The 20,060-nt window shown below is 60.5% G+C and carries 18 protein-coding genes and 2 pseudogenes; 10 read left to right on the forward strand and 10 right to left on the reverse strand.

The features are described 5' to 3' along the window. Window positions 1–50 precede the first annotated feature (50 nt). Window positions 51–2,423 carry a putative bifunctional diguanylate cyclase/phosphodiesterase gene (locus AC3WOG_RS21885; protein ID WP_492582400.1) on the reverse strand — a complete coding sequence of 791 codons (2,373 nt, stop codon included), beginning with the start codon at window positions 2,421–2,423 and terminating at the stop codon, window positions 51–53. Window positions 2,424–3,032: 609 nt separating this feature from the next. Between AC3WOG_RS21885 and AC3WOG_RS21890 the strand changes: the two genes are divergently transcribed. The 5 genes from AC3WOG_RS21890 (at window position 3,033) to AC3WOG_RS21910 (ending at window position 7,632) form a co-directional block, all read left to right on the forward strand. Continuing rightward, window positions 3,033–4,217, forward strand: coding sequence for an NHL repeat-containing protein (locus AC3WOG_RS21890; RefSeq protein WP_492580050.1), 1,185 nt, complete (start codon window positions 3,033–3,035; stop codon window positions 4,215–4,217). A 620-nt stretch (window positions 4,218–4,837) separates the two neighbouring features. Next, window positions 4,838–5,167: a hypothetical protein gene (locus AC3WOG_RS21895; RefSeq protein WP_492580051.1), complete on the forward strand. Its 330-nt coding sequence runs from the start codon at window positions 4,838–4,840 to the stop codon at window positions 5,165–5,167. Window positions 5,168–5,345: 178 nt separating this feature from the next. Beyond that, window positions 5,346–6,032, forward strand: coding sequence for a c-type cytochrome (locus tag AC3WOG_RS21900; RefSeq protein ID WP_492580052.1), 687 nt, complete (start codon window positions 5,346–5,348; stop codon window positions 6,030–6,032). Window positions 6,033–6,387: 355 nt separating this feature from the next. Next, entirely contained in the window at window positions 6,388–7,002 is a 615-nt protein-coding gene (locus AC3WOG_RS21905) for a HupE/UreJ family protein (protein WP_492580053.1), read from the forward strand. A 3-nt stretch (window positions 7,003–7,005) separates the two neighbouring features. Next, complete coding sequence (locus AC3WOG_RS21910) at window positions 7,006–7,632, forward strand: HupE/UreJ family protein (RefSeq protein ID WP_492580054.1); 627 nt, start codon at window positions 7,006–7,008, stop codon at window positions 7,630–7,632. Window positions 7,633–7,658: 26 nt separating this feature from the next. Here the strand turns inward: AC3WOG_RS21910 and AC3WOG_RS21915 are convergent, their stop codons facing one another. The 8 genes and pseudogenes from AC3WOG_RS21915 to AC3WOG_RS21950 all read right to left on the reverse strand — a co-directional run bounded on the left by AC3WOG_RS21915 (window position 7,659) and on the right by AC3WOG_RS21950 (window position 14,013). Further along, on the reverse strand, window positions 7,659–8,792 hold the full coding sequence (locus AC3WOG_RS21915; RefSeq protein ID WP_492580055.1) for a HupE/UreJ family protein: 1,134 nt from the start codon (window positions 8,790–8,792) through the stop codon (window positions 7,659–7,661). After that, window positions 8,789–9,919 (reverse strand): tetratricopeptide repeat protein, encoded by a 1,131-nt coding sequence (locus AC3WOG_RS21920; RefSeq protein WP_492580056.1) that lies wholly within the window; start codon window positions 9,917–9,919, stop codon window positions 8,789–8,791. Before AC3WOG_RS21920 ends, AC3WOG_RS21915 begins: the two co-directional genes overlap by 4 nt. A 267-nt stretch (window positions 9,920–10,186) precedes the next feature. After that, window positions 10,187–11,677: a DUF4331 domain-containing protein gene (locus tag AC3WOG_RS21925; protein WP_492580057.1), complete on the reverse strand. Its 1,491-nt coding sequence runs from the start codon at window positions 11,675–11,677 to the stop codon at window positions 10,187–10,189. A gap of 192 nt (window positions 11,678–11,869) precedes the next feature. Then, window positions 11,870–12,162, reverse strand: a pseudogene (locus tag AC3WOG_RS21930) (IS5/IS1182 family transposase); the annotation flags it as partial. A 136-nt stretch (window positions 12,163–12,298) separates the two neighbouring features. After that, window positions 12,299–12,424: pseudogene (locus tag AC3WOG_RS21935) on the reverse strand (TIGR03118 family protein); the annotation flags it as partial. Window positions 12,425–12,559: 135 nt separating this feature from the next. After that, window positions 12,560–12,847: a hypothetical protein gene (locus AC3WOG_RS21940; protein WP_492580058.1), complete on the reverse strand. Its 288-nt coding sequence runs from the start codon at window positions 12,845–12,847 to the stop codon at window positions 12,560–12,562. A 532-nt stretch (window positions 12,848–13,379) separates the two neighbouring features. Beyond that, a complete protein-coding gene (locus AC3WOG_RS21945) occupies window positions 13,380–13,670 on the reverse strand; it encodes a hypothetical protein (protein WP_492580059.1) in 291 nt (96 codons plus the stop codon). A 139-nt stretch (window positions 13,671–13,809) separates the two neighbouring features. Beyond that, entirely contained in the window at window positions 13,810–14,013 is a 204-nt protein-coding gene (locus AC3WOG_RS21950; protein WP_492580060.1) for a hypothetical protein, read from the reverse strand. 544 nt (window positions 14,014–14,557) lie between these two features. On the opposite strand from AC3WOG_RS21950, the gene AC3WOG_RS21955 reads away from it, so the two are divergent. Continuing rightward, complete coding sequence (locus AC3WOG_RS21955; RefSeq protein ID WP_492580061.1) at window positions 14,558–14,692, forward strand: entericidin A/B family lipoprotein; 135 nt, start codon at window positions 14,558–14,560, stop codon at window positions 14,690–14,692. A 329-nt stretch (window positions 14,693–15,021) separates the two neighbouring features. Here the strand turns inward: AC3WOG_RS21955 and AC3WOG_RS21960 are convergent, their stop codons facing one another. Beyond that, complete coding sequence (locus AC3WOG_RS21960) at window positions 15,022–15,294, reverse strand: hypothetical protein (protein WP_492580062.1); 273 nt, start codon at window positions 15,292–15,294, stop codon at window positions 15,022–15,024. 884 nt (window positions 15,295–16,178) lie between these two features. Here AC3WOG_RS21960 and AC3WOG_RS21965 point away from each other — a divergent pair. From AC3WOG_RS21965 to AC3WOG_RS21980, 4 genes are all read left to right on the forward strand, one after another. After that, the gene (locus AC3WOG_RS21965; RefSeq protein WP_492580063.1) at window positions 16,179–17,363 is read left to right on the forward strand and encodes an NHL repeat-containing protein; all 1,185 of its coding nucleotides are present in this window, start codon (window positions 16,179–16,181) and stop codon (window positions 17,361–17,363) included. Between the two features lie 475 nt (window positions 17,364–17,838). After that, on the forward strand, window positions 17,839–18,861 hold the full coding sequence (locus AC3WOG_RS21970; RefSeq protein WP_492580064.1) for an SGNH/GDSL hydrolase family protein: 1,023 nt from the start codon (window positions 17,839–17,841) through the stop codon (window positions 18,859–18,861). A 406-nt stretch (window positions 18,862–19,267) separates the two neighbouring features. Then, on the forward strand, window positions 19,268–19,753 hold the full coding sequence (locus tag AC3WOG_RS21975) for an aminoacyl-tRNA deacylase (protein ID WP_492580065.1): 486 nt from the start codon (window positions 19,268–19,270) through the stop codon (window positions 19,751–19,753). Window positions 19,754–19,835: 82 nt separating this feature from the next. Beyond that, window positions 19,836–20,036 carry a BON domain-containing protein gene (locus tag AC3WOG_RS21980; RefSeq protein ID WP_492580066.1) on the forward strand — a complete coding sequence of 67 codons (201 nt, stop codon included), beginning with the start codon at window positions 19,836–19,838 and terminating at the stop codon, window positions 20,034–20,036. Window positions 20,037–20,060 lie beyond the last annotated feature (24 nt).

Consider the following 20,060-nt stretch of genomic DNA (forward strand, 5'->3'; position numbering starts at 1 on the left):
TGCGGCAGAGGTGACCGATACACGCTCAACCTGCAGCACCCGCTCGTGGGTCAGAGCAGTTCCGTGGCGAAGTCCTCCGCGGAATGGCTGCGGCCGGAACCGGGGGAACGCGTACGAAACAGGGCGGTGAACTCCTCCGCAGGCAGAGGCCGCGAAAAAAGATAGCCCTGTCCAGCCTGGCAGGACCATTCCCGAAGGAGCCTTGCCTGCTCGCTCGTTTCAATGCCCTCGGCCGTGACGGACAGTCCAAGCGACTGCGCCATGGAGATGACGGCTCGAACGATTGCGTCGTTCTCGGCACTCGTGCCAATGCACTGAACAAAGGATCGGTCGATCTTCAGCACATCCAGCGGCAGCTTGCGAAGATAACTCAGCGATGAGTAGCCCGTACCAAAGTCGTCGATTGCGATCGTTACACCAAAATCTTTCAGTTTTCGGAGCGTCTCGATGCTGTTTGCCGTATCCCGCATGATCAGGCCCTCCGTGACCTCCAATTTCAGCGAGGCAGCGCCGATGTGAGCACCGGACAGCGCCGCAGCCACGTCGGCAACGAGGTTGGGATCATCGAACTGCCGAGGCGAGAGATTGACGCTGATCTGCAGTGACGGCTCTGTTGGGAACTCCCGCTGCCAGCGGGCGACTTGCCGGCAAGCCTCTTCCAGTACGTATCGTCCGAGCGGAATGATCAGGCCGCTTTCTTCTGCAATCGCAATGAACTCGGACGGCGGCAACAAACCTCGCGTGGGGTGCTGCCACCTCACGAGCGCTTCCATTTCACGGAACCCTGCCGCATGAAGCTGCATGATGGGCTGAAAATACACGCGTAATTCGCGATGCTCGATCGCGTAACGCAGGTCCGTTTCAATCTCCGGCTTTTTGACTGCTTCAGCGTGCATGTTCTCTTCGAAAACCACGTAGCGGCCTTTTCCGCCGTTCTTGGCCCGGTACATGGCGACGTCGGCGTCCCGCAACAACGTGTCAGCATCGCCGCGGCCGCGGCCAGCGTGCGCGAATGCCAGCCCGACGCTCGCGCTGACGATGTACTGTTTGTGGTCGAGATCGAACGGTTGACTGAATTGCGCAAGAATGTTGTCCGCGACCAGGGTCCCTTCGCTCGTCGCTTCACTCCCCAGGTGTTCCAGCAGGATGACGAACTCGTCTCCGCCCAGCCGCGCGACGGTGTCGGTCGGGCGAACGCATCCTTCGAGGCGCTTGGCCGCTGCGATCAGCAACCGGTCCCCCACGTGATGCCCGAGACTGTCGTTCACCCGCTTGAAGTTGTCCAGGTCGATGAAAATGACGCCGATCATCGCATTACGTTGACCCGCGCGCGCTTCGGCCTGGCTAATACGATCAAGCAGCAGTGCGCGGTTCGGTAACGAGGTGAGCGTATCGTAGAACGCCCGTCGCGCGAGCTGCTCTTCGAAGTTCTTTCTTTCGGTGGTGTCGCTCGCTGTCGCCACGATCGCGCCGACAGCCGGTTCGTCGAGCAGATTCGTCAAGGTAAGCTGAATATAGCGCCACGCATCGCCCTCGCCTCGAGTACGGATCTCGATGGATTTCGTGGATTGAGCCGTCGACGACACGGTCTCCAACAGTCCCTGCAGCGTGGGACGGTCAGTGGGATGGATCGGATCGAGCAGACTGGTGCCGACGAGCTGGCCCATGTTGTTCAAGGGATCCGGTCTTCGCGTCGGCGCCTCGTAAGTCACGGTCCCGTTGACGTCGGAAACGAGTATTGCATCCGACGTGTTGGCGACGAGCGCCTGCAGCCTCTGTTCGCTCGTGCGTAGCGCGTCCTGGGCTGCCGCATCGGCGTTCTTGCGAATACGCCGCAGCATCTGAAGAAACAACAGCGTGAGCCCCACGCCGATCGCCAGGACTACAGGGGTCGATATCAGGACGATCCGTTGCACGGCAACGAGCCGGTCGAGTTGCATCGTCGCGTCGTCGCGGTGCTGTGCCGCTACTGCGAGGACCTTTTGCTCGATATTGTCGAAAAGCGGATCGGCCGAATCCTTGTCGATCTCATTGGCTCTCGCGATGTCGTGATCGTCGACGGCCTTGAACATCGGCTTGGCGAACGATTGATACTTCGCGTGCTTCTCCAGTAGGCCGAGCAGCATCGTGCTGCTGCCAGGTTCAAGTGCCATCGCCTTCTTCAGCGACGCATCAAGTGCCTGGCCGGCCTCGTGGTGCTCGCGTAGAACCTCCGGACGTGGGTCCAGGAAGTACTTGCGTTCGGCCGATTCCTCCCAGGCGACGCAGTAGCGGGCTTCCTCGAACGCTTTATCCGCCTCGTTGGCAGCTTGCGCGGCGAAACCCGCGCTCAAGCTTTCATAGGCGCCCCAGAAGGCCAGAAGCGGCACGCTCAACAGAACGAGGACGAGACCAAATATTGCGGTGCGCCGCGCGGGGGGCACGTTCAACGGCGTCTGCTCGACTTGGTCTGCTCCTGCGTTGCGTCGCCACAGGTATCGACGCCTTGGGGTACCTTTCTGTCTGGTCACGATTGCTCCGATGTGGAACGGCACGTCGACGGGGTGATCTGTTCGAGCAGATTGGGCAGAAGGAAACTGGAGAGGTCAGTGTGCCCGTAGACGACGTGCGCATCCGAAAGTCGTGGCCCAAAGCATGGCGCGGTTCGTTGGTTGACCCCGAACCGGGTAGTAATTGACGGACGACTCCGATCCCGGTCCACGTTTTGTTGGACCACCGCTTGTTAACGGCACGCTCTGGTCTTTCTAAAGGTCTCGCGTGGGTGGATTGCAGTGGCTGGCGTGCCGTCCGGCTGGAGCCTGCGGACAATATCCATGCCTGCCAGTGCGCGCGTCAGCCTCAACTCGCTGGGGGCGGAGGTGGCGGTGGCGGCGGCAGCACGCCTGCGAGCGGCGGTGCATAGAGCCGGACCCCGGGCGTTTGCAGTGCAGCGGCACCGCCGTCGCGCGAAGGTCCAATGCGGCAGTCGAGGCTTCTGCGTACGCCACGAGAGTGGACCTGCTTGTCCTGCGGTTCATCTGGAGACCCCTGTCATGGAATCCGCCACAAACGTAGCAGAAAGCAGCCGCTTCATTTCGTTGCGGCTTCACTACAGTACGGCACGTCGCGCGTGCAACCTGTTCAAGCGCGTGCTGTTGTTCGTACTATGCAGCGCAGGCCTTGCGTCTTTGCTGCCCGAGGCCGCTTACGCGGGCGGCGGCCTCACGCCGCTGTTGCCGCCGTCGATGGTGACATCGTCGACGGTTCCGCCAAACGGAGATGTCAATCCCTACGGTGTCGCCTTCGTCCCCGAAACATTTCCTCGCTTTGGAACAATCGGTCCCGGCGACCTGCTGGTATCAAACTTCAACAATCAGGCCAACCTGCAAGGCACCGGATCGACTATTGTCAAGATCGTGCCCAACAGCAAGCCCGTTGTGTTCTTCCAGGGTGGCCCCGGCCTTGGCCTGAGCACTGCGTTGGGCGTGCTCAAGGCTGGCTTCGTGCTGGTCGGCAATGTTCCCACCACCGATGGCACTTCAGCGACGGTCAAGGCGGGCTCGCTGCTGATCCTGAACCGGACCGGTAACGTCGTCGCGCAGTGGACGCCTGCGTTGGCAAAGATTGACGGCCCATGGGACCTGACTATCTTCGATCAGGGCAACATGGCGAAGGTGTTCGTATCGAACGTGCTCAACGGCACAGTCGTCCGGCTCGACGTTGGCATAAGCGAGAGCGGCGTGAATCTGAAAGGCGCAACCCAGATCGCATCCGGCTACCAGTTTCGCGGCGACCCGGCAGCGCTCGTCGTAGGTCCGACCGGGCTCGCCTACGATCCACAACGAGACGTGCTTTACGTTGCCTCCACCGTCGACAACGCGGTTTTCGCCGTATTTGGCGCCGGAACCGCCCGCCACGATGGTGGTAAAGGTGTCGTGATCTACGCGGACAACGCGCATCTGCACGGCCCGCTCGGACTGGCGCTCGGACCGAACGGCCATCTGTTCACGGCCAACGGCGACGCGATCAATTCCGACCCGAATCAGCCGAGCGAGATCGTGGAATTTACACCGCAAGGCCGCTTCGTCGCGCAGCTTTCGGTGGACCCAGCGCAAGGTGGTGCATTCGGGCTCGCGTTTTCGCAGATCCGCGATGATTTCGTGCACTTTGCGGCAGTTGATGACAATGTGCCTAACATTACCGACTGGCTTCTTCACGTCGATGAAGCCGGGCGCTAATACGAGATCCTGCCGAGCCCTTGCCATTCTCTATGGCCGAGGAGATCGTTCCACAGGACGCAGCCAGGCCGGCAGTGGCACGGACGGACCAGCCTCGTCACTGACGGCGAGTTGCGCGGGAATGAATAAGTTCCGGATCCTGCAAATATGCAAACTCACAAGCCATCCCTGCCAGGAACGTGAGAGCGCCGCCGTCGCAAAGGCGCGTGGCGACGCGTTTGCGACGGCCGCGCTCCAGCCGATCCACAGGATGACCTCTCAGGAGTGGCGAAAAGTCCGGGCCACCTGGCCTCTATCAGGTCAATGCTGAAGTCGTAAGCTGCAACAAACACATCGCTTGTCAGTTGCGTACTTGAACGCGTTGCAAGCAGCGAAGCTTGACATCGTGCGTGCAGCTGTCGTGCACTTTCCCCGCGGCCAATTTGCGGCCCTGCGCAAGCGATGGTCGGATCTCCCATCTACTCGCCTAGGACTCCTACTAAAAAATCAATTTCCGGATGGAATAGAACGGCGTTGCCTATCGTTTAGTCCGTTATAAGTACGAGTACCTGCTGGAACCGCACACGATCACCGCGCAAGCGCGCTATGTTCGAGAGAACATCCACGACCCGAACAATTTCGTGGTCGGCGATAGTACGTCGGCGAATCTGAACACGCTGCGGATTAAGGCGTCGTACGTCTACCAGTCGAAGTACGGCATGAGCCTTTCCTTCTTCAATACAACGGGCAGCCCCGACAGCGTGGCTTACGCCAACAGCGCGAATTTTCATCCCAACACGCAAGGCTGGACGTCCGAGATATTCTGGATTCCGGTGCAATACGTTCGCGTTGGCTTGCAGTACACACACCTCACTAAATACCTTGGCGCCGCTACTAACTATGACGGTAACGGGCGAAACGCAGGAGATAACGACACGCTGTTTCTATATGTGTGGGCCGCGTCATGGTGAGATTTCTCCAACCTTCCCGACTCGCCTGGTCGAGACATTCTTCTGAAACCTGAAGGACCTTCGTGCGCCCGGAATAAGAAACGAACGCGAGTCGTTGAACGGTGGAGCCGGCCGCGCTGCGCCTTGTCGCGCAGCGGCGGCGACCCAAAGGCGGTATCGGTGGCAGGGGGCTCGTGACATGAGAAAAGTAGTGCAATTCGTTTCGCTTGCGACGTTGCTGGCGGGGTCCGGTTGTCACGACCTCGAACGGTCCCGGTCGATCGACAACCCGGCGGTCGCCGGAAAGACAATAGCCCTGCAGGTTTGCTCGAACTGTCATGGCGCGAACGGCGTCTCGGTGTCACCGATGTTTCCCAAGCTGGCAGGTCAACAGCGGCAATACCTTATCGATCAGTTAACGGACTTCAAGTCGCATAGCCGGGCTGATCCGAATGCCAAAAGATTCATGTGGGGCTTTACTCACTTGAGCGACGCGCAGATCGAGGAGATTGCCACGTATTTTTCGGATCAGCCCGCGGCTCCGGGTGAGCCGGGCGATCGCATGCTCATCGACCAGGGGAGGACGATATTCGCATCCGGCCTGCCGGACAGAAACGTGGCGGCATGCATTTCATGTCACGGACAGCACGGCGAGGGGGCGGGTCCATTTCCTCGCCTCGCTGGTCAACATGCGGATTATGTCGTGAAGCAGCTGCTGGTCTACCAGCGCACCGAAGACAGGCCCCGTGGTACAACCATGAAGGCGATCTGCATCAACATGTCGGAGCAGGAATTTCGCGCAGTAGCTGCTTACGTGGAGGCGCTTCCGTCCGGGACGGGGATGCCGACCGACACGCCCACCGATCGAAGAGCAGTCCATAACTAGGGGTGCCCAAAGGCGCCAGGCTGCCCCGTTGCTTCAGTCCGTCTTTATAGGCCCGCCGGATCGTCACCCCGAACGATATCGTCGGCATGCGGTGCCGGCGCGCAGCGTTGTGTTTGTTCGGCATTGAATTCCGGCAGGAGCTGGCAAGCCGGAAGTTTGCCTCACAACCTTCCCAGATTCCGATCCGCACACCAACGCCGTTGGCGACTCGCTGCAGGCGACCTATAGTGTTGGGGAACGCTGGATAGTCCACGGATGACGCCCCAGCAGATGACTTGACGAAGCCGGGAAAAGCCAGGTCCGATGCGTGCTCAGTCCGGTGTCAGGCGGGTGCAGACACCTCGAAAGGATCATCATGACTTTCGGAATGCGACGCGCGATCCACGCGGGACTTGTATTCGGATATGGGTGTCTTTTTCCGGTCATCGCATTCGCGCATATCGGCCAAGGCGACATATCCGGCGGCCTGCTCGCCGGTTTCAGACACCCGATTTCCGGCCTGGATCATGTCGTCGCGATGGTTGCAGTTGGATTGTGGGGTGCCCAGCTGGGGAGACCGGCGATTTGGGTGCTGCCGGTCACGTTCCCGATCGTTATGGCCTTCGGCGCTGTTCTCGGCGGCCTGGGCGTCCCGATTCCGGGGATCGAGGTCGGCATCGCGCTATCGGCACTGGCGCTCGGTGCGGCGGTGGCACTTGCGTTGACGCCGCCGCTCTGGATTGCGGGTCTGCTGGTTGCCGTGTTCGCCATCTGCCATGGACACGCACACGGAGCGGAACTACCCGGGTCCGCGAACGCAATGACCTACGCGATCGGCTTCGTTGCGGCCACCGGCACACTTCATGCACTCGGCATCCTGACTGGCACAGTCAATCGCTGGAAGGCGGGCGGCTATGCACTGCGGGCAGGCGGAGCCCTCATCTCCGGCTGCGGTGTCTATTTCCTCACGTATGCGATTCGGGGAGCGTGACGCATGCGCGCATTGCACCGGATGGTCCGGCAAGCCGCTGCTGGTCTGAGTGCGCTGATGTTGCTTGCATCAGCCGAAGCACACGCGGTGTACCAGGGCGCGGGCGATTTTTACGCCGGGATGCTGCATCCGTTGACGTCGCCGGAACATGTATTGCCCATGCTGGTGCTCGGCGCGCTGGCCGGGCAGAACGGCCTGAAGCGATGTGAATTCGTGCTTTGGGCGTTTCCGGCCGCCATGGCGGCCGGCGCGTGCACCGCCCTTTCAGTTCCGGATCTGCGCGGTGTTCTCCTGTTCAACGTCGTTTCGGCCGTGTTGCTGGGTTCCCTCCTTGCGGCTGCCTTTACGCTGCCGTCATGGCTGATCCTGATTTTATCGGTCGGGTTCGGCCTGACCCACGGGTACGGAAACGGATTGGCCATCGTGGGTCAAATCCGCCCAGGTGTTTTCATCGCGGGCATGGTGGTCGCGAGCTTCATCCTGATCGCCTACACGGTTGCGGCGACCTCGTTCGTGCTGCGGCTAAGGCCCACCTGGATCGCCATTGCCGTGCGCGTCGCGGGCAGTTGGGTCGCGGCAATCGGGCTTCTCGTTCTCAGTATCACTCAACGTGCGTTGCTCCTCTCCTAGGTCATCTCAATGGCCGTCAATGGCATCTAAAGTGCAAGCACTGTCAGCCCGGTCGTTCGTTCATAAATCCACAAGCTCGCGAAAACCGTGATGGCTGCCGATCCGCCGTACAGGGTAGTGAGGCGAAACCAACGACTTGACCGATAGATGTAAAGAATGGGCAATAGCAGCAGGACCAGTGAGATCTGCCCCAATTCGACACCGATATTGAACCCGGCAAGGGCGGCCGCAAGAAGGGATCTCGGGAGGGCCATATCGGTGAGCACGCTTGCGAAACCGAAGCCGTGGATCAAGCCAAAAGAAAACGCGACCAGCCAACGGCGCCTGCGTACCAGCGGAACAATATTGTTGAGCGCGGAAAGCAGGATCGTCACGGCAATAGCGACTTCCACCCAACGCGACGGCAGTGCCACCACCTGAAGCGTGGCAAGAGACAACGTGATTGCGTGTGCAGCCGTGAACGCGGTGACGAGCTTCAATACATCGATTGACACGGCACCCGGGGAGGCAGCAGGGAACCACTTTTTCCCGTGCAACACGCAAGCGGCCGGCAACATCAGTGACAGGAGAAATAAGGCGTGGTCGAAGCCGCGCCAGATGTGCCACATGCCTTCGCCAACGAAATCGATGAAGGCGCGCCCGACTCCCTTCCCGCGTATGTCCAGAATCTCGGTCGGATGACTGAGCCCAAGAATAGCCGTCGTTGTCGCGCCGTTGCTCACGACGTGCACTAGGCCCTTGTGCAGTGTGTCGACGTCGGCAAACAAACGGTAGTCGATGCCGAGCCGGGTCGGTCGAGTTGGACAGGCCACCTCGAATGCGAGCACCGCGTACGCGCCGTCGCTGTGGTGGTCGATCAGCATGTCGCCGGGATGAATCGCGCACGTTCGCCCGTCACCGGTAAGCTTGATCCGCGTGAAGGCATACGACTTGATGTCCGCTTCGCGGACGCGGACCTCTCCCCACGTCAGCGCGCCGTCCCCGTCGGCATCGAGGATAAGCGGATTGTCCAGGTCGCGAAGTGCGATATCCCATCGACCCACAATGGTTTTGTCGCTGACTGTAAGCGTCAGATAACTGTCGCTCGGCTTGTGCGCCTGCACCGCGGCAGCCCAGCACAACATGAAGAGAGCAACCCACCCGGACGCTCGCGGTTTCATGCAGACGGCTCGCCGCGCGTCGCCTGCATCGCGAACCCGGTCCCAAAGACAAGGCTTGCCAGCCGCGCCTCGAGTGACGTCAAGACCGGATGGCGCAATCGCGCGGTCTTCAGCCACGTCATCGCGGGAGCGGCGCGGGCAGGCTGCCGGGCGGCGATTGCCGCCTCCATCAGGATCCGGCAATCCGCGACCTCCTTTTGCACCTGCCAGTCAGCCTCGGCCAGGCTGAGCGCTTTCTCCGGGTCGTTAAGGAGTTTCAGGTTGAAAATGGCTTCCTCACGCAGATGCACGCGATCACCCCGCTCGGCGGATGCCGCAAACCGGCTTCGCAAATCTTCGACGTGAGGCGCCAGATCAGCATTCAGCCCTGCCTGTTTCTCTGCCAGCGCCAGGCGAAGGAGCAGGTTGTCGTTGCGGACGTCGGCCGCGAGCAGGGCGAGGACCTCCTTGGGCCGGTTCCGGTCGAGCAGGAAGTCAGCCCAGGCTGCTTTAAGGTATGCGTCGCGCGGATTGGCGACCAGCGCCTTGCGGAAGAACTGTTCGGCGGCTTCCTGCTTGTCCATCCAGACTGCCGTTTCGGCTTGACTGACCATCAGCCAGGTGTAGAGCGAATCTGTGGGCGGTATCTGGGCGGCAAGATGTTGCAAAAGGAGATAAGCCTGCTCGGGCCTGCCGCTGACCGCTGCCACATTGGCGAGGCATATCCCCGCGATGGCGGTATTCATCAGGATAAGCCGACCGCAACTCTGCCGGGCCTCCAGGTAGCGGCCTTGCACTTGCAGGATATTCGCGCGGATCAGCCACGCATCCACGTTGTCCGGCTGGGCATGAATTGCGCGATCGAGATCGTCGAGCGCGCTCGCAAAGAAATGGTTGCTTTGCCGAACGCTCGCACGCAACACCAATGCGCGCGGCGGTGGGTTTGGCTGCCGGAGCCACGGTTCGATTGCGGCTTCGGCCTGGCCCAGGTCGCGCGGGTCTTGATCGCGCCGAAAACGCTCCAGGTGGCGCTTCGCGAGCTCAGCCGCCAGCTCGAAGTTATGACCGCCCGCAGCCAGGGCTGCGTGCATGCTCGCGATGGCCGAGTTAAGTGCGTCGTGCGCACGGGGCGGGAGCGTTTCCAGCACCTGTGAGTCCTGTTGCGGCCGCACTGGAGCCGCGTTCACCAACGCGCCTGCCAGTCCAACGAAGAGGCACGATACGCACAGGATGCGGCGCACATTCGTTTCCCTTTTAACGACACGCGTCCGGTTCGAACGATAGGCCCGTAGTACCTTGAGGGCGGTCGATCTTTTTAGCGCCATGGCCGCCTCGGTCTGCCATGCGGCGACAGGGTGAACCCCGCGCCGCATCATGGTCTGCTGCGACCCATTCAGGTTGCGCTTGCCCGGTTATCAATTCATCGCACCCGGGATCGGTGTGGTCAGATAAGGAAAGGAATTGTCAAATACGCTGTCGTCGATTGCCGCGCCGTCTGTCAGCGGAGCCGCTCCGGCCAGAGCGTCGGACGGCGAGCAGCCGAAAATTCCCGGCTTATTGAACGTACACAGCACGCCTATCACCACCCTGAGTGATGCCGTGACGACGTCGTCCCCTGGCCGCCGTCCGTTTGGGAATCCCGCGTTGTCGCCTGCCAGGACCCCCAGATTCTTCTGACTGCCTTTGGGCGTGGGCGGAATAGACGTGTTCAGACGCAACATTTCGGATGGTGTGACCGTTCTCAGCTGATTGAGTCCCTGAAATCCTGTGAGGAATGTGAAAACCAGATCGAGGCGCGGGAAGTTTGTAGGCGCTTTGGCCCCCGGGAAAAGGCTCTCGATCAACGCGGGAAGCGTGGGATTCGTCACATAGTCCGCAAACTGCCCGTCGTTCGCGGGCTTTGAATTATTGAATTTATCCTTGTCCTTCAAGCCGATCACGAGTTCGTTAACCAGCGGCATACCGAGCCGGGAAACTTGCGTCCAGCCCCTCTCTGATATTCCTGCTGCGTCGTTATCGCTCAGCCTCTCCTTGCGAATGCTTGACGTCGTCCAGCCACCGATAACCGGCGTGCCGCGCTCGCCGATCAGACACTGGGTCGGAACCTCGAGCGCGATCGAGGTGATGTTCTTGTCGGACAGATCGTTCGGGTTACCGTTTAGGGGACCCAGAGGATTAAGGTTAAGCAAGTCAAACGTCTTGCCGAGCGCCACCGCAAACGACTCCTTTCTCTGGCCCACAAAAACGCGCCCTGGAGCACCGCACCCGGGAATGTTGATCGTGTACACATATTGCCGCGCGTAGCTGGCATAACCGCTTACGCTGCCAAACGTCTTGGTCCCTATGAAGTCCGTTGGTTTGGTGAAGGTCGTAATGCCGCCCGGGCCCGTGACCACTTCCTCAGAATCTTCGTGATAGGCACCACGCAATACCTTGAGCGTGTACGTTTCGTTAACGTTCAGCTTCGATGAATCGCCCGCTGACACCGGGCCCGCCTGAACGAGCGGAATCGCCACCTGCTTGCCGCCGACGTTCAGTGCGACGTTGCCCACTGTATTCTTGAAACGAAACTGAAACGTCAGGTGCGCTCTGCCGTCGCCGACGTTGTCGATGTGAATTTCGTACAGCGCGTTGGGGTCGAGGGCGAAGTAATTCGGGCCGCCGTAGGCGTCTTCCAAAGGCGAGTAGTTCGCGATCAGCGTCACGTAGCCGCGTCGGTTCGGCTCATAGCTGTTGAACATGTAGAAGTCGGTGCCATCCACCTTCGGCATCGTTGCAATCAGCGGCGCCTCGCGATGGCTCGACGCGTAAGCAACGCTCGCGGCGGCGCACAACAGAATTCCTGCGGCGAGTACTTGCTTCAACGCGAAGTAAGCAGGCCGAAGATTAAGTCTTGAAGTAAGCATGGCAACTCCTCAAAGATACGACGCCGAAACGGCGGTTCGTCACAGGAAGGAGGACACTGTCTCACTATAGGCAAGATTCGTTGCTGCGATATGGATTTCCCGCAGGCAAGTAGCGGGATGGTGTCGCGTGGCGTGTGCATGTCGGCGGCTCATCGCGCCGCTCTCGTGGCATCGCGCTCAGTATTCGCGACGTCAGCTTGCTGGCCACACTATCGTCAGAACGAAGTGCTGACCGACGCACCTCATCCCTCGATATATAGTCTGGCAACTCCGGTGAACGGTGATGCTCCAGCGGAAATGTTCTTCGATGCGTGTCCAGGGGACCTGGCTCACATGGTAGTTCGCGTGCCGCGAAGCGCGGCCATCGTTCGCACTGCCTGCCACCCCGGCACTCATCGCTGCGTGCCACGTGCGGCGTCACGTTGCGCGCGGCAATGTTGGACGAAGTCTCGCGTGTCGTACGCCTTGGAGGCACCGACCGTCTTGACGGTCGGTGATGTCCGGACGGGAATATGAAAGGGCTGTGATGCAAATATCCGGCTTGCCAACTCCTGGCGGAGTTCGATGCCTGACAAACATGACTCCGCAGGCCTTCACCACATTCCGAAGATGGTGTTCGGGGGTGGCGACCAACGTTGCATTGTCCGCGACCCAGAAGAAGCCCTTCGGATTGAAAGCGATGCCCTAGGGGTTTTTCAGGTTCGCGTCGGTGTGCGGCGCGGGGACGGCGTCATCCGAAACCAGCGCCCGCCTCGCGCAGGCTAAAGCGCGTCCGGCTGCGCGCGGTCTTCAGCGGCTCACGCGCAGCGTCTGGTACGCGTGCCGGTCGACGTCCCGACTTTCCATGGGTCTGCCGGGCACTCCGCAGATTGGTTTGCGAAACTACAGCGCTACGCTGAGATGCAGGCGAAGGTCGTGGCGAACTGCGCTCGCTGCTTCGGGACTCCGCCTTTCCTCGAGGCGGCGAGCGAGGAGTTCAACAAACACCGAAAAATCCTGCGCTCCGTGGCACTCCACAAATTCACTGAACGTCTCGGCGATCGCTGCCCGTTGCGTGGCGGACGAGTGCGTACTGGCAATGTGCGAACTGGCCCGCGCCAGTTCAACGAAATACTCAATCTGGCAACGCGCCAGATCTACAGCGGAGGGATGTTTTGCTCCAGATGGCATGGCTTTCTCCCACGTTTCGGTAACCGGCAGCCCGGTCCGCTTTTCAGGCTTGCAGCACATTGCGAGCCACCCCGGTACCCGGGAATCGCAGACGACGGTCGGCTCTGTTCATCCGGGTGTCGCGGGTGGCGAAGTCCCATCACGACACGTCGCTGGATTCGCGGTGTGGCGTTCCCAACCGTTTTTCCGACCACCAGATCAGCAGTTACGCGATGGAAATCGTGAAACGGAACGTTGTGCGGCAATGCCCGTAAGAACAGGTCAGAAAATGTCTCTCCGGACGGGGAGACCCGACGACGCAGCAAGGCGAATGCTCCATCGAACCGGATGGTCGACGATACGCTTCTCGACGTACCGGATGCACCTGCGTGAGAGCTGCGTGCAACTCCACCTCATACTCAACGCCGGCATATAGCAGCCTTGCGGACCCGACCGGGATGGCAATCTTCGGACGGAAAATGGAACTGCCGTCATCCCGCGTATCGGGAGAAAACGGCGCGTTCAACGCAAGCCTCATCCGCTGCCCGGAATCTCATTCGTCGTAGGCAGCCATGACAAGCCACATGTCGCGTTCGCCGTCGCGGATTTCAGCTGCCAATGCATACGGGTCTCGCGGATCGCACACTTGCGTGAGCACGGTGTGCGCCACTTCCCCATTACCGAACGCGCTGTCCGACAGCGGACGGACTTCCTGTTTGCCTTCGAACATCGGCTGACTCTGGTGATACACGAGCGGTTGCCGCTTCCATTCGACAAAACAGTCTCTGACGTGCTGAAAATCGCCACCGCAGATGTTGGCCTGATAGTGGAATCTGGATTTCATGATGCGATCTCCTGCTTCCAGCCCGGGAGACCGCGATTCCTCCGCTTGTCGGTCGCCCGGAGATGTCGTGTACGACTGCGGAATACAGCCCTGGCACCGTGCCGTGAGTGACGCCTCCGGGCGCCCCCAGTTGGCCCTGTCACTGGCTTGCGCCCGAGGCTGCTGCCGCGCCGCCACCCGAACTCATGGCTCCGGCGGCTGCGGGGTTGTTCATCGTTCCGCTGGACCCTGTCGCTGCGCCGCCGGCATCGGTGCTGTTATCCGCCCGTTTGCATCCAGGCGCACCGATCGCCAGCAGTACGACCGACGCCGCGATTGCAATGTGTTTCCTGGTGAGTTTCATCACCCATTCCTCCTGGGACTGTCTAGAACCCCGGACCTGGTCGTCGGATTAGCAGCACCATGGACTCCAGCCGGTCATTGAGACAGCAGCAAATTGCGTGCCTCATATTCAACGGCACCAATCGATCGTGGATAGTGCGAAACGAATTCAGCACCACGATACCCAGAATGGCCAGCGACAGATTGAATAGGTGTAAACGGCCAGAACCGGCCGGTCAGCGGTGATATTCGAAAGGGGGCGGACAAGGGAGCTTTCGCCCGGGCATAGTGGGCTGTCAGCCTTTCGAACGGAGTCAATTCCCGGGTCCGGATTCGACGCAGTAAATGAACCGTTAAGGGCGAAGATGGCGCGCTCTTTTGAGCGCCATAAGGAGTCGCGTTTCGAACCTCAGGTCTTACGTAAGTCCGTTGCTGGCCCACGTCGCGTTTAGAATAAGATTCATGCAAGCATGCTTGCATGCGGTGGTCCCGATGAACCCTCGACACCCATGCCCATCTGGTGTCGGCGCCGATGCCGACACCAAGGCTTTCTCGAAGGAGGCAACATGACACGACTCATTGCATTGCTTCTGATCGCCAGCACCACTCTCCTCGCGGGTTGCAACACGGTAGCTGGAGCCGGCGAGGACATATCGAAAGGTGGCCAGGCCATCCATAACTCGGCCGAACAAGCCAAATAGACGACGCTAGCCCCACGCGCCAACTGGCCGACATCGTCGCACGCCGGCCCCTCCCGGCAACGTTTGGTAAGCGCTGAAGAGATTCCGCCTGTAAAAAAAGCCGCAGACAGTGCTGCGGCCCGAAACACACACGTCGCGCAAGGGGCGCTGACGGTGGTTCCATCGTACACATCCGCGTTTCTGAAGCAATCAGGTATCTCGTCTGAATATATGCGGGAGGCCGCATTGCCGCATCTACCGTGGGGCGGGCCTATCTTAATCGCGGCCGCGGGCGTTGCCGAATGGCCACAGGGCCAGTCGTCTGACACCAGGGTGATGTATCCGGACTTTCACTTGACCAGGGTCTTGGTCTGTATAGATGAATCAGTGTCCGGGCTGGTAATGTTACCTTCGCGCGCGTCGATCCACTCAATTGCCCGTTGGCGCGCAACCTGGATCGCCTCGTCCTGATTTTCGAACCAGGCAAGATTGCGCTCGATGTGCATTTCAGTGTCCGCATCATCGTCAGGTGACGCGCGGATCAGTCGCGCGTGCGCAAAGAACTGACCCAGCAAGAAATCCGGGGTTGCGTCAATGACCCAGCCGCGGTACTCGAACTCCATGATTACCTCCGATACTTGGCTAATCGAGATTCGAACCGACAAAGCATGGATTCATCAGGCTGTATTCGCTAAACCTCCAAGGTTGAATTGCCGACGCCGGGGCCGGCGAGCAGGCAGCACGTTGTCTTCGGGCCGCAATACTGTTATAGATCCGCGCTAGTGCTCCAGCACATTGACAATCAAAAGATAAGATGCCCTTCCTGGCAGACGGGGCCGAAGCGCCCATGCGGTCCAGCCGGAACACAGCCTTCTCGGGGCGTGTTGCCGTAAGCAACGCACTTCCGACGAGACATTCGTGAGCGTAATAGAGGGCTCGTTTTAGCACGAAGGTGACGAGCAACTGATCGTCAGCGAGCATCTGCTATCGAGAAAACTGGAGTCGCGAAAGCGCTTTTGCAGGTTACGAACGCCCAACGCCGGCGCATGGATCAGAACCCGAGATGACGGGCGATGTATTCGCGCGAGGAGGCGGGCGTAACCGGGCGAACGTCGCGATCCATAGCGGCAAACAACTGCATCAACTCAAAAATTGGCGTGGCAAGCGACCCCGGTGTGGCCAGTCACGCTGGAATATTTGCCCGTGCCAGCCGTTTACTGCGCACGCTTCGCCCGCATTCGAGTTTGCCAGCGGACGATCCAGTTCTCGTTGCGCATGACGCATGCCTCGCTCGCAGCGCTCCCGCTGGCAACGGGTCTGCTTTTGCCTGGTTTGCGTGATTCGCCCCACCGCTGCCGACGCTGTGCGACCCGCGTTTGAGTCGCAGGACTGCGGTGCTAGTGTCCGTTGCGCGGACACGGGCGAAATTTGCTAGCGGCGGCCGGCACGCGATGCGTGCAGCGACAACAGACGCGTCCGCCCCGCAGCTTTCGTGGAGAGCCAAGTCATGAATCCCGTCATACAAAGTCTTACTCCGAAAATCGACCGGCAACCCTGCCAGCGCGTTGCCCGTGGAAAAGGCCGCGCACTGAAACGCCTGCTGCTGGTCACGCTATACGGCACTGGTCTCGCGCTTTCCGCAGCGGGCGCCGCTGTTGCTGATGAGCTCATGCCGCTGCTGCCGCCCTCGTTCGTCACCTCATCGACGGTGCCCGCCAACGGCGACCTCAATCCGTACGGCGCCGTCTTTGTGCCGGACGGCTTCCCCCGCTTCGGCACGATCGCCGCAGGCGATCTGCTCGTGTCCAATTTCAACAACGCGCAGAGCGCCGGCAACCTTCAGGGCAAAGGCACGACCATCGTCAAGATCGTGCCGCACGACCAACCGGTCACGTTCTTCCAGGGTCCTGCGCGTCTCGGTCTGAGCACCGCGCTCGGTGTGCTCAGGGCCGGCTTCGTGCTGGTCGGCAGCGTACCGACCAAGGACGGCACGTCCGCAACGATCCAGCCCGGCTCGCTGCTGGTGATCAATCGAAGCGGCAGCCAAATTGCGGAATGGACGCCCACGATGGCAAAGATCAACGGTCCCTGGGATCTGACGATCTTCGATCAGGGCGATCACGCGAAGGTATTTGTGTCGAACGTGTTAGATGGTACCGTCACGAGGCTGGACGTCAGCGTCGACGGCGGCGGCGTTCATCTGAACCATGCCACGAAGATCGCCTCCGGCTACACATTCCGCAGCGATCCGGCAGCACTGGTCGTCGGACCGACCGGACTCGCCTACGATCCGCAGCGCGACGTGCTGTATGTCGCGTCGACCGCCGACAACGCGATCTTCGCCGTCTTCGGTGCGGGCAACTCGCGGCACGACGGCAGCAAGGGTGTGGTGATCTACGCGGACAACGCCCATCTGCGCGGCCCGATCGCGATGACCCTCGGACCGAACGGCCATCTGTTCGTCGCGAACGGCGACGCGGTCAACGCCGATCCGAAACAGCCGAGCGAAATCGTCGAATTCACGCCGCAAGGCCGCTTTGTCGCGCAGCTTTCCATCGACCCGGCGCCAGACGGTGCGTTTGGAATCGCGTTCGCACAGCCGCAGCATGAGTTCGTGCGCTTTGCGGCGGTCGACGACAACACGAACACTGTGACCGTCTGGACGCTGCCATTCGAGAACGCGGGCCAATGAGGCATAAATCTGCATGCGGCGCATCACGCAATGAAGGTGCCCGCGTGCGGCCCCTCAGCGGACATTCGCCAAGTCGTGTTGCTGTCGCGAACAGCCGCTTGGCCGGTGACCTGCAGAGCGACTCGAAGGAGTGAATGACCGTTGTACCCAGTAAGCTGCCGACTAGGTGCCGCCTGGTGCACCGTCCGTTGAGGGTCGACTGCCGCCGACCGGCGACAGGCAGCGACCGGCCACGAAGGGACGGTCGACGCTCCGGCCAAGATCGTCGACACCCATTAGCGGGTGCCCGGCGCAGGGCATCTTCGATAATTTTTCGCAGATGGGCGCCCCTTCAATGCCCGCAGGAAGTGTGAAATCAGGACGATAGGGCATCCTTTTTGCTCAACGAAGGTAACTTATCGCAAGAGCGATATGCAGGCTGGCGATAAGCCCGCCACGTGAGGGCAACTGTCCGGCCGACCAGCGGGGAGGAGCTATGCAGGGAAGAAACGACAAGGTACGTGCTGCAATTCTTGCCGTGGTGATTTCGCTGTTTACCGCGTGCGGCGGGCATGGAGGCGGCTCGAGTAACGGCAGTGGCGCGGCCATCCCGGCGGGCGGCATTCATCTGCAAGTTGTCTCGTTCGGCGACAGCCTGTCGGACGTCGGGACCTATGCGCCGATCGCGAGCGCGCTGGGCGGGGGGCGTTTCACGACCAACCCTGGGCAAGTGTGGACTCAGGATGTCGCGCAATACTACGGCGATACGCTAAGCGCGGCGTTTACCATCGACATCACTCATAAATTGAGTGCGCAAAGCGGCCTCGGCTATGCGGAGGGTGGCGCCACGGTGGCAACGCCGGCAAACCAGTACGACTTTCTTGCCGACGTAATCGGCGACATCGAAATGCCCGTCAATCAGCAGGTTTCGAGCTATTTGGCCGCCCACGGGAGCTTTAGCTCCAATCAACTGGTGCTGGTCTGGGCTGGCTCGAACGACGTGCTTCGCGCCGGGGCGCTGCCGGCTGCGGCGCAGACCGTTCAGACGGCGGCAACCACCCTGGCTCAAGTTGTCGGACAGATCGTCCAGAACGGCGCCACTCACGTCGTGGTGATCAATGTTCCGAATGTCGGACTATCGCCCAAAGGCGTTGCCTCGCCCGATGGCGGGGCAAACCTGACTCAGTTATCGCAAATCTTCAACGATAGCTTAAACGCAGCCTTGCAGGCCAATGGCCTGCAAGGCAAGGTCGTCCAGATCGATTCTTATACATGGGTGAACCAGATCATCGTGAACTTTCAGGCCAATGGCTTCGTAGTGCCAAACACTAGCGTCGCCTGCGACCCTGGGAAAACACCCGATGCGACGGCATTGCTGTGCTCGCCGATTACCTACGTGGCGCCCAATGCCGACCAGACGTACATGTTCGCCGACGACCTTCATCCGACGACGCGTCTGCATGCACTGTTCGCCCAGTTCGTGGAGCAGCAGATCGCCAAGAGCGGTCTTGGTCACTGAGCCTGGGGAAATGCCGACCGGCCGCGAGCCAGAATGTCAGGCCTGCAATGGCACCCGCCACAGCGAATACGGGGACGATCGAATGAACCGTCTGCCAAAATCCAGCAGGTGGCAGAGGATTGGGAGGATCGGTGTACCACGTCCAAACAGATGTTGCGGAAACCATAGGGGCAACAGCGAGAACAGCCAAGCTGTAACCCATGGTCGCCGTCGTCCAGTAGTGGATCTGGGGCCATTATTGGCGAAAACGGACCCGTGTGCCGTATGGGGGCATCGCCCCATTCGTCGTCACGCCCACGCAGTTACGGCGCTGTCGCCAGCATGTTTTTCACACGCGAGCGAAAGCGAACTATTCTTAAGGAATCTCGCGCAATAATCTCCCGTTTCCTTCCCGAGGAGGTGCGTCATGTCGATTTCTGCCACGCTCCAGGACTGCCTGCGCAGCAAGGGCTCCCAGTACGAAATCGTGCATCATCCGCACAGCCATTCCAGCATCGAAACCGCGGCGGCAGCGCATATTCCCGGCGATCGCCTCGCCAAGACAGTGCTTTTTGAAGACGAGCACGGCTATGTGGCGGCTGTGCTGCCATCGACCTACGCCGTGCGGTTGTCCGAGCTTTGGGCACAGACCGGACGCCACCTCCTGCTGGCCAAAGAGGTCGATCTGCGGGAACTGTTCAAGGATTGCGACGTAGGAGCGCTGCCGCCGGTATGTACGGCCTATGGCATGCGAACCTATCTTGACGAGAGCCTCGCCCAGCAACCGGACGTGTATTTCGAGGCCGGCGATCATGAAGCGCTGATTCATATGGGCACGGATCATTTCCTGGATCTGATGGACCGGGCCGAGCGGGCACGCTTCGCCCGTCGCATGCATGGTGTGCCAAGCTGACCGGCGCCCGCCTGATACGGCAAGGTTTGCGCAGTGCGGCATCAAGCGCGCTGCGCCACCCAACCTTTGCGCGAGGCAGGTCATGCAACGCAGCGATACGGTCTTGAAGCAGGTGATGGCAGCCTTCGAACGCGAACCACACCTGAAGTTCCAGATGGAAAACCACAGGATCACGCTAGCAGGTCGGGTGGCGACCAAGGCCGAAAGACGGCAGACGGAACAAGACGGCGGGTGTCTGGATGCTATCGGGGGCGTCGTCAATCGTATGCAGGTGCGGGCCTGATCTGACTGCAGGCCCGCGTAGGGA

It is taken from the genome of Paraburkholderia sp. FW306-02-B, from assembly GCF_058782725.1.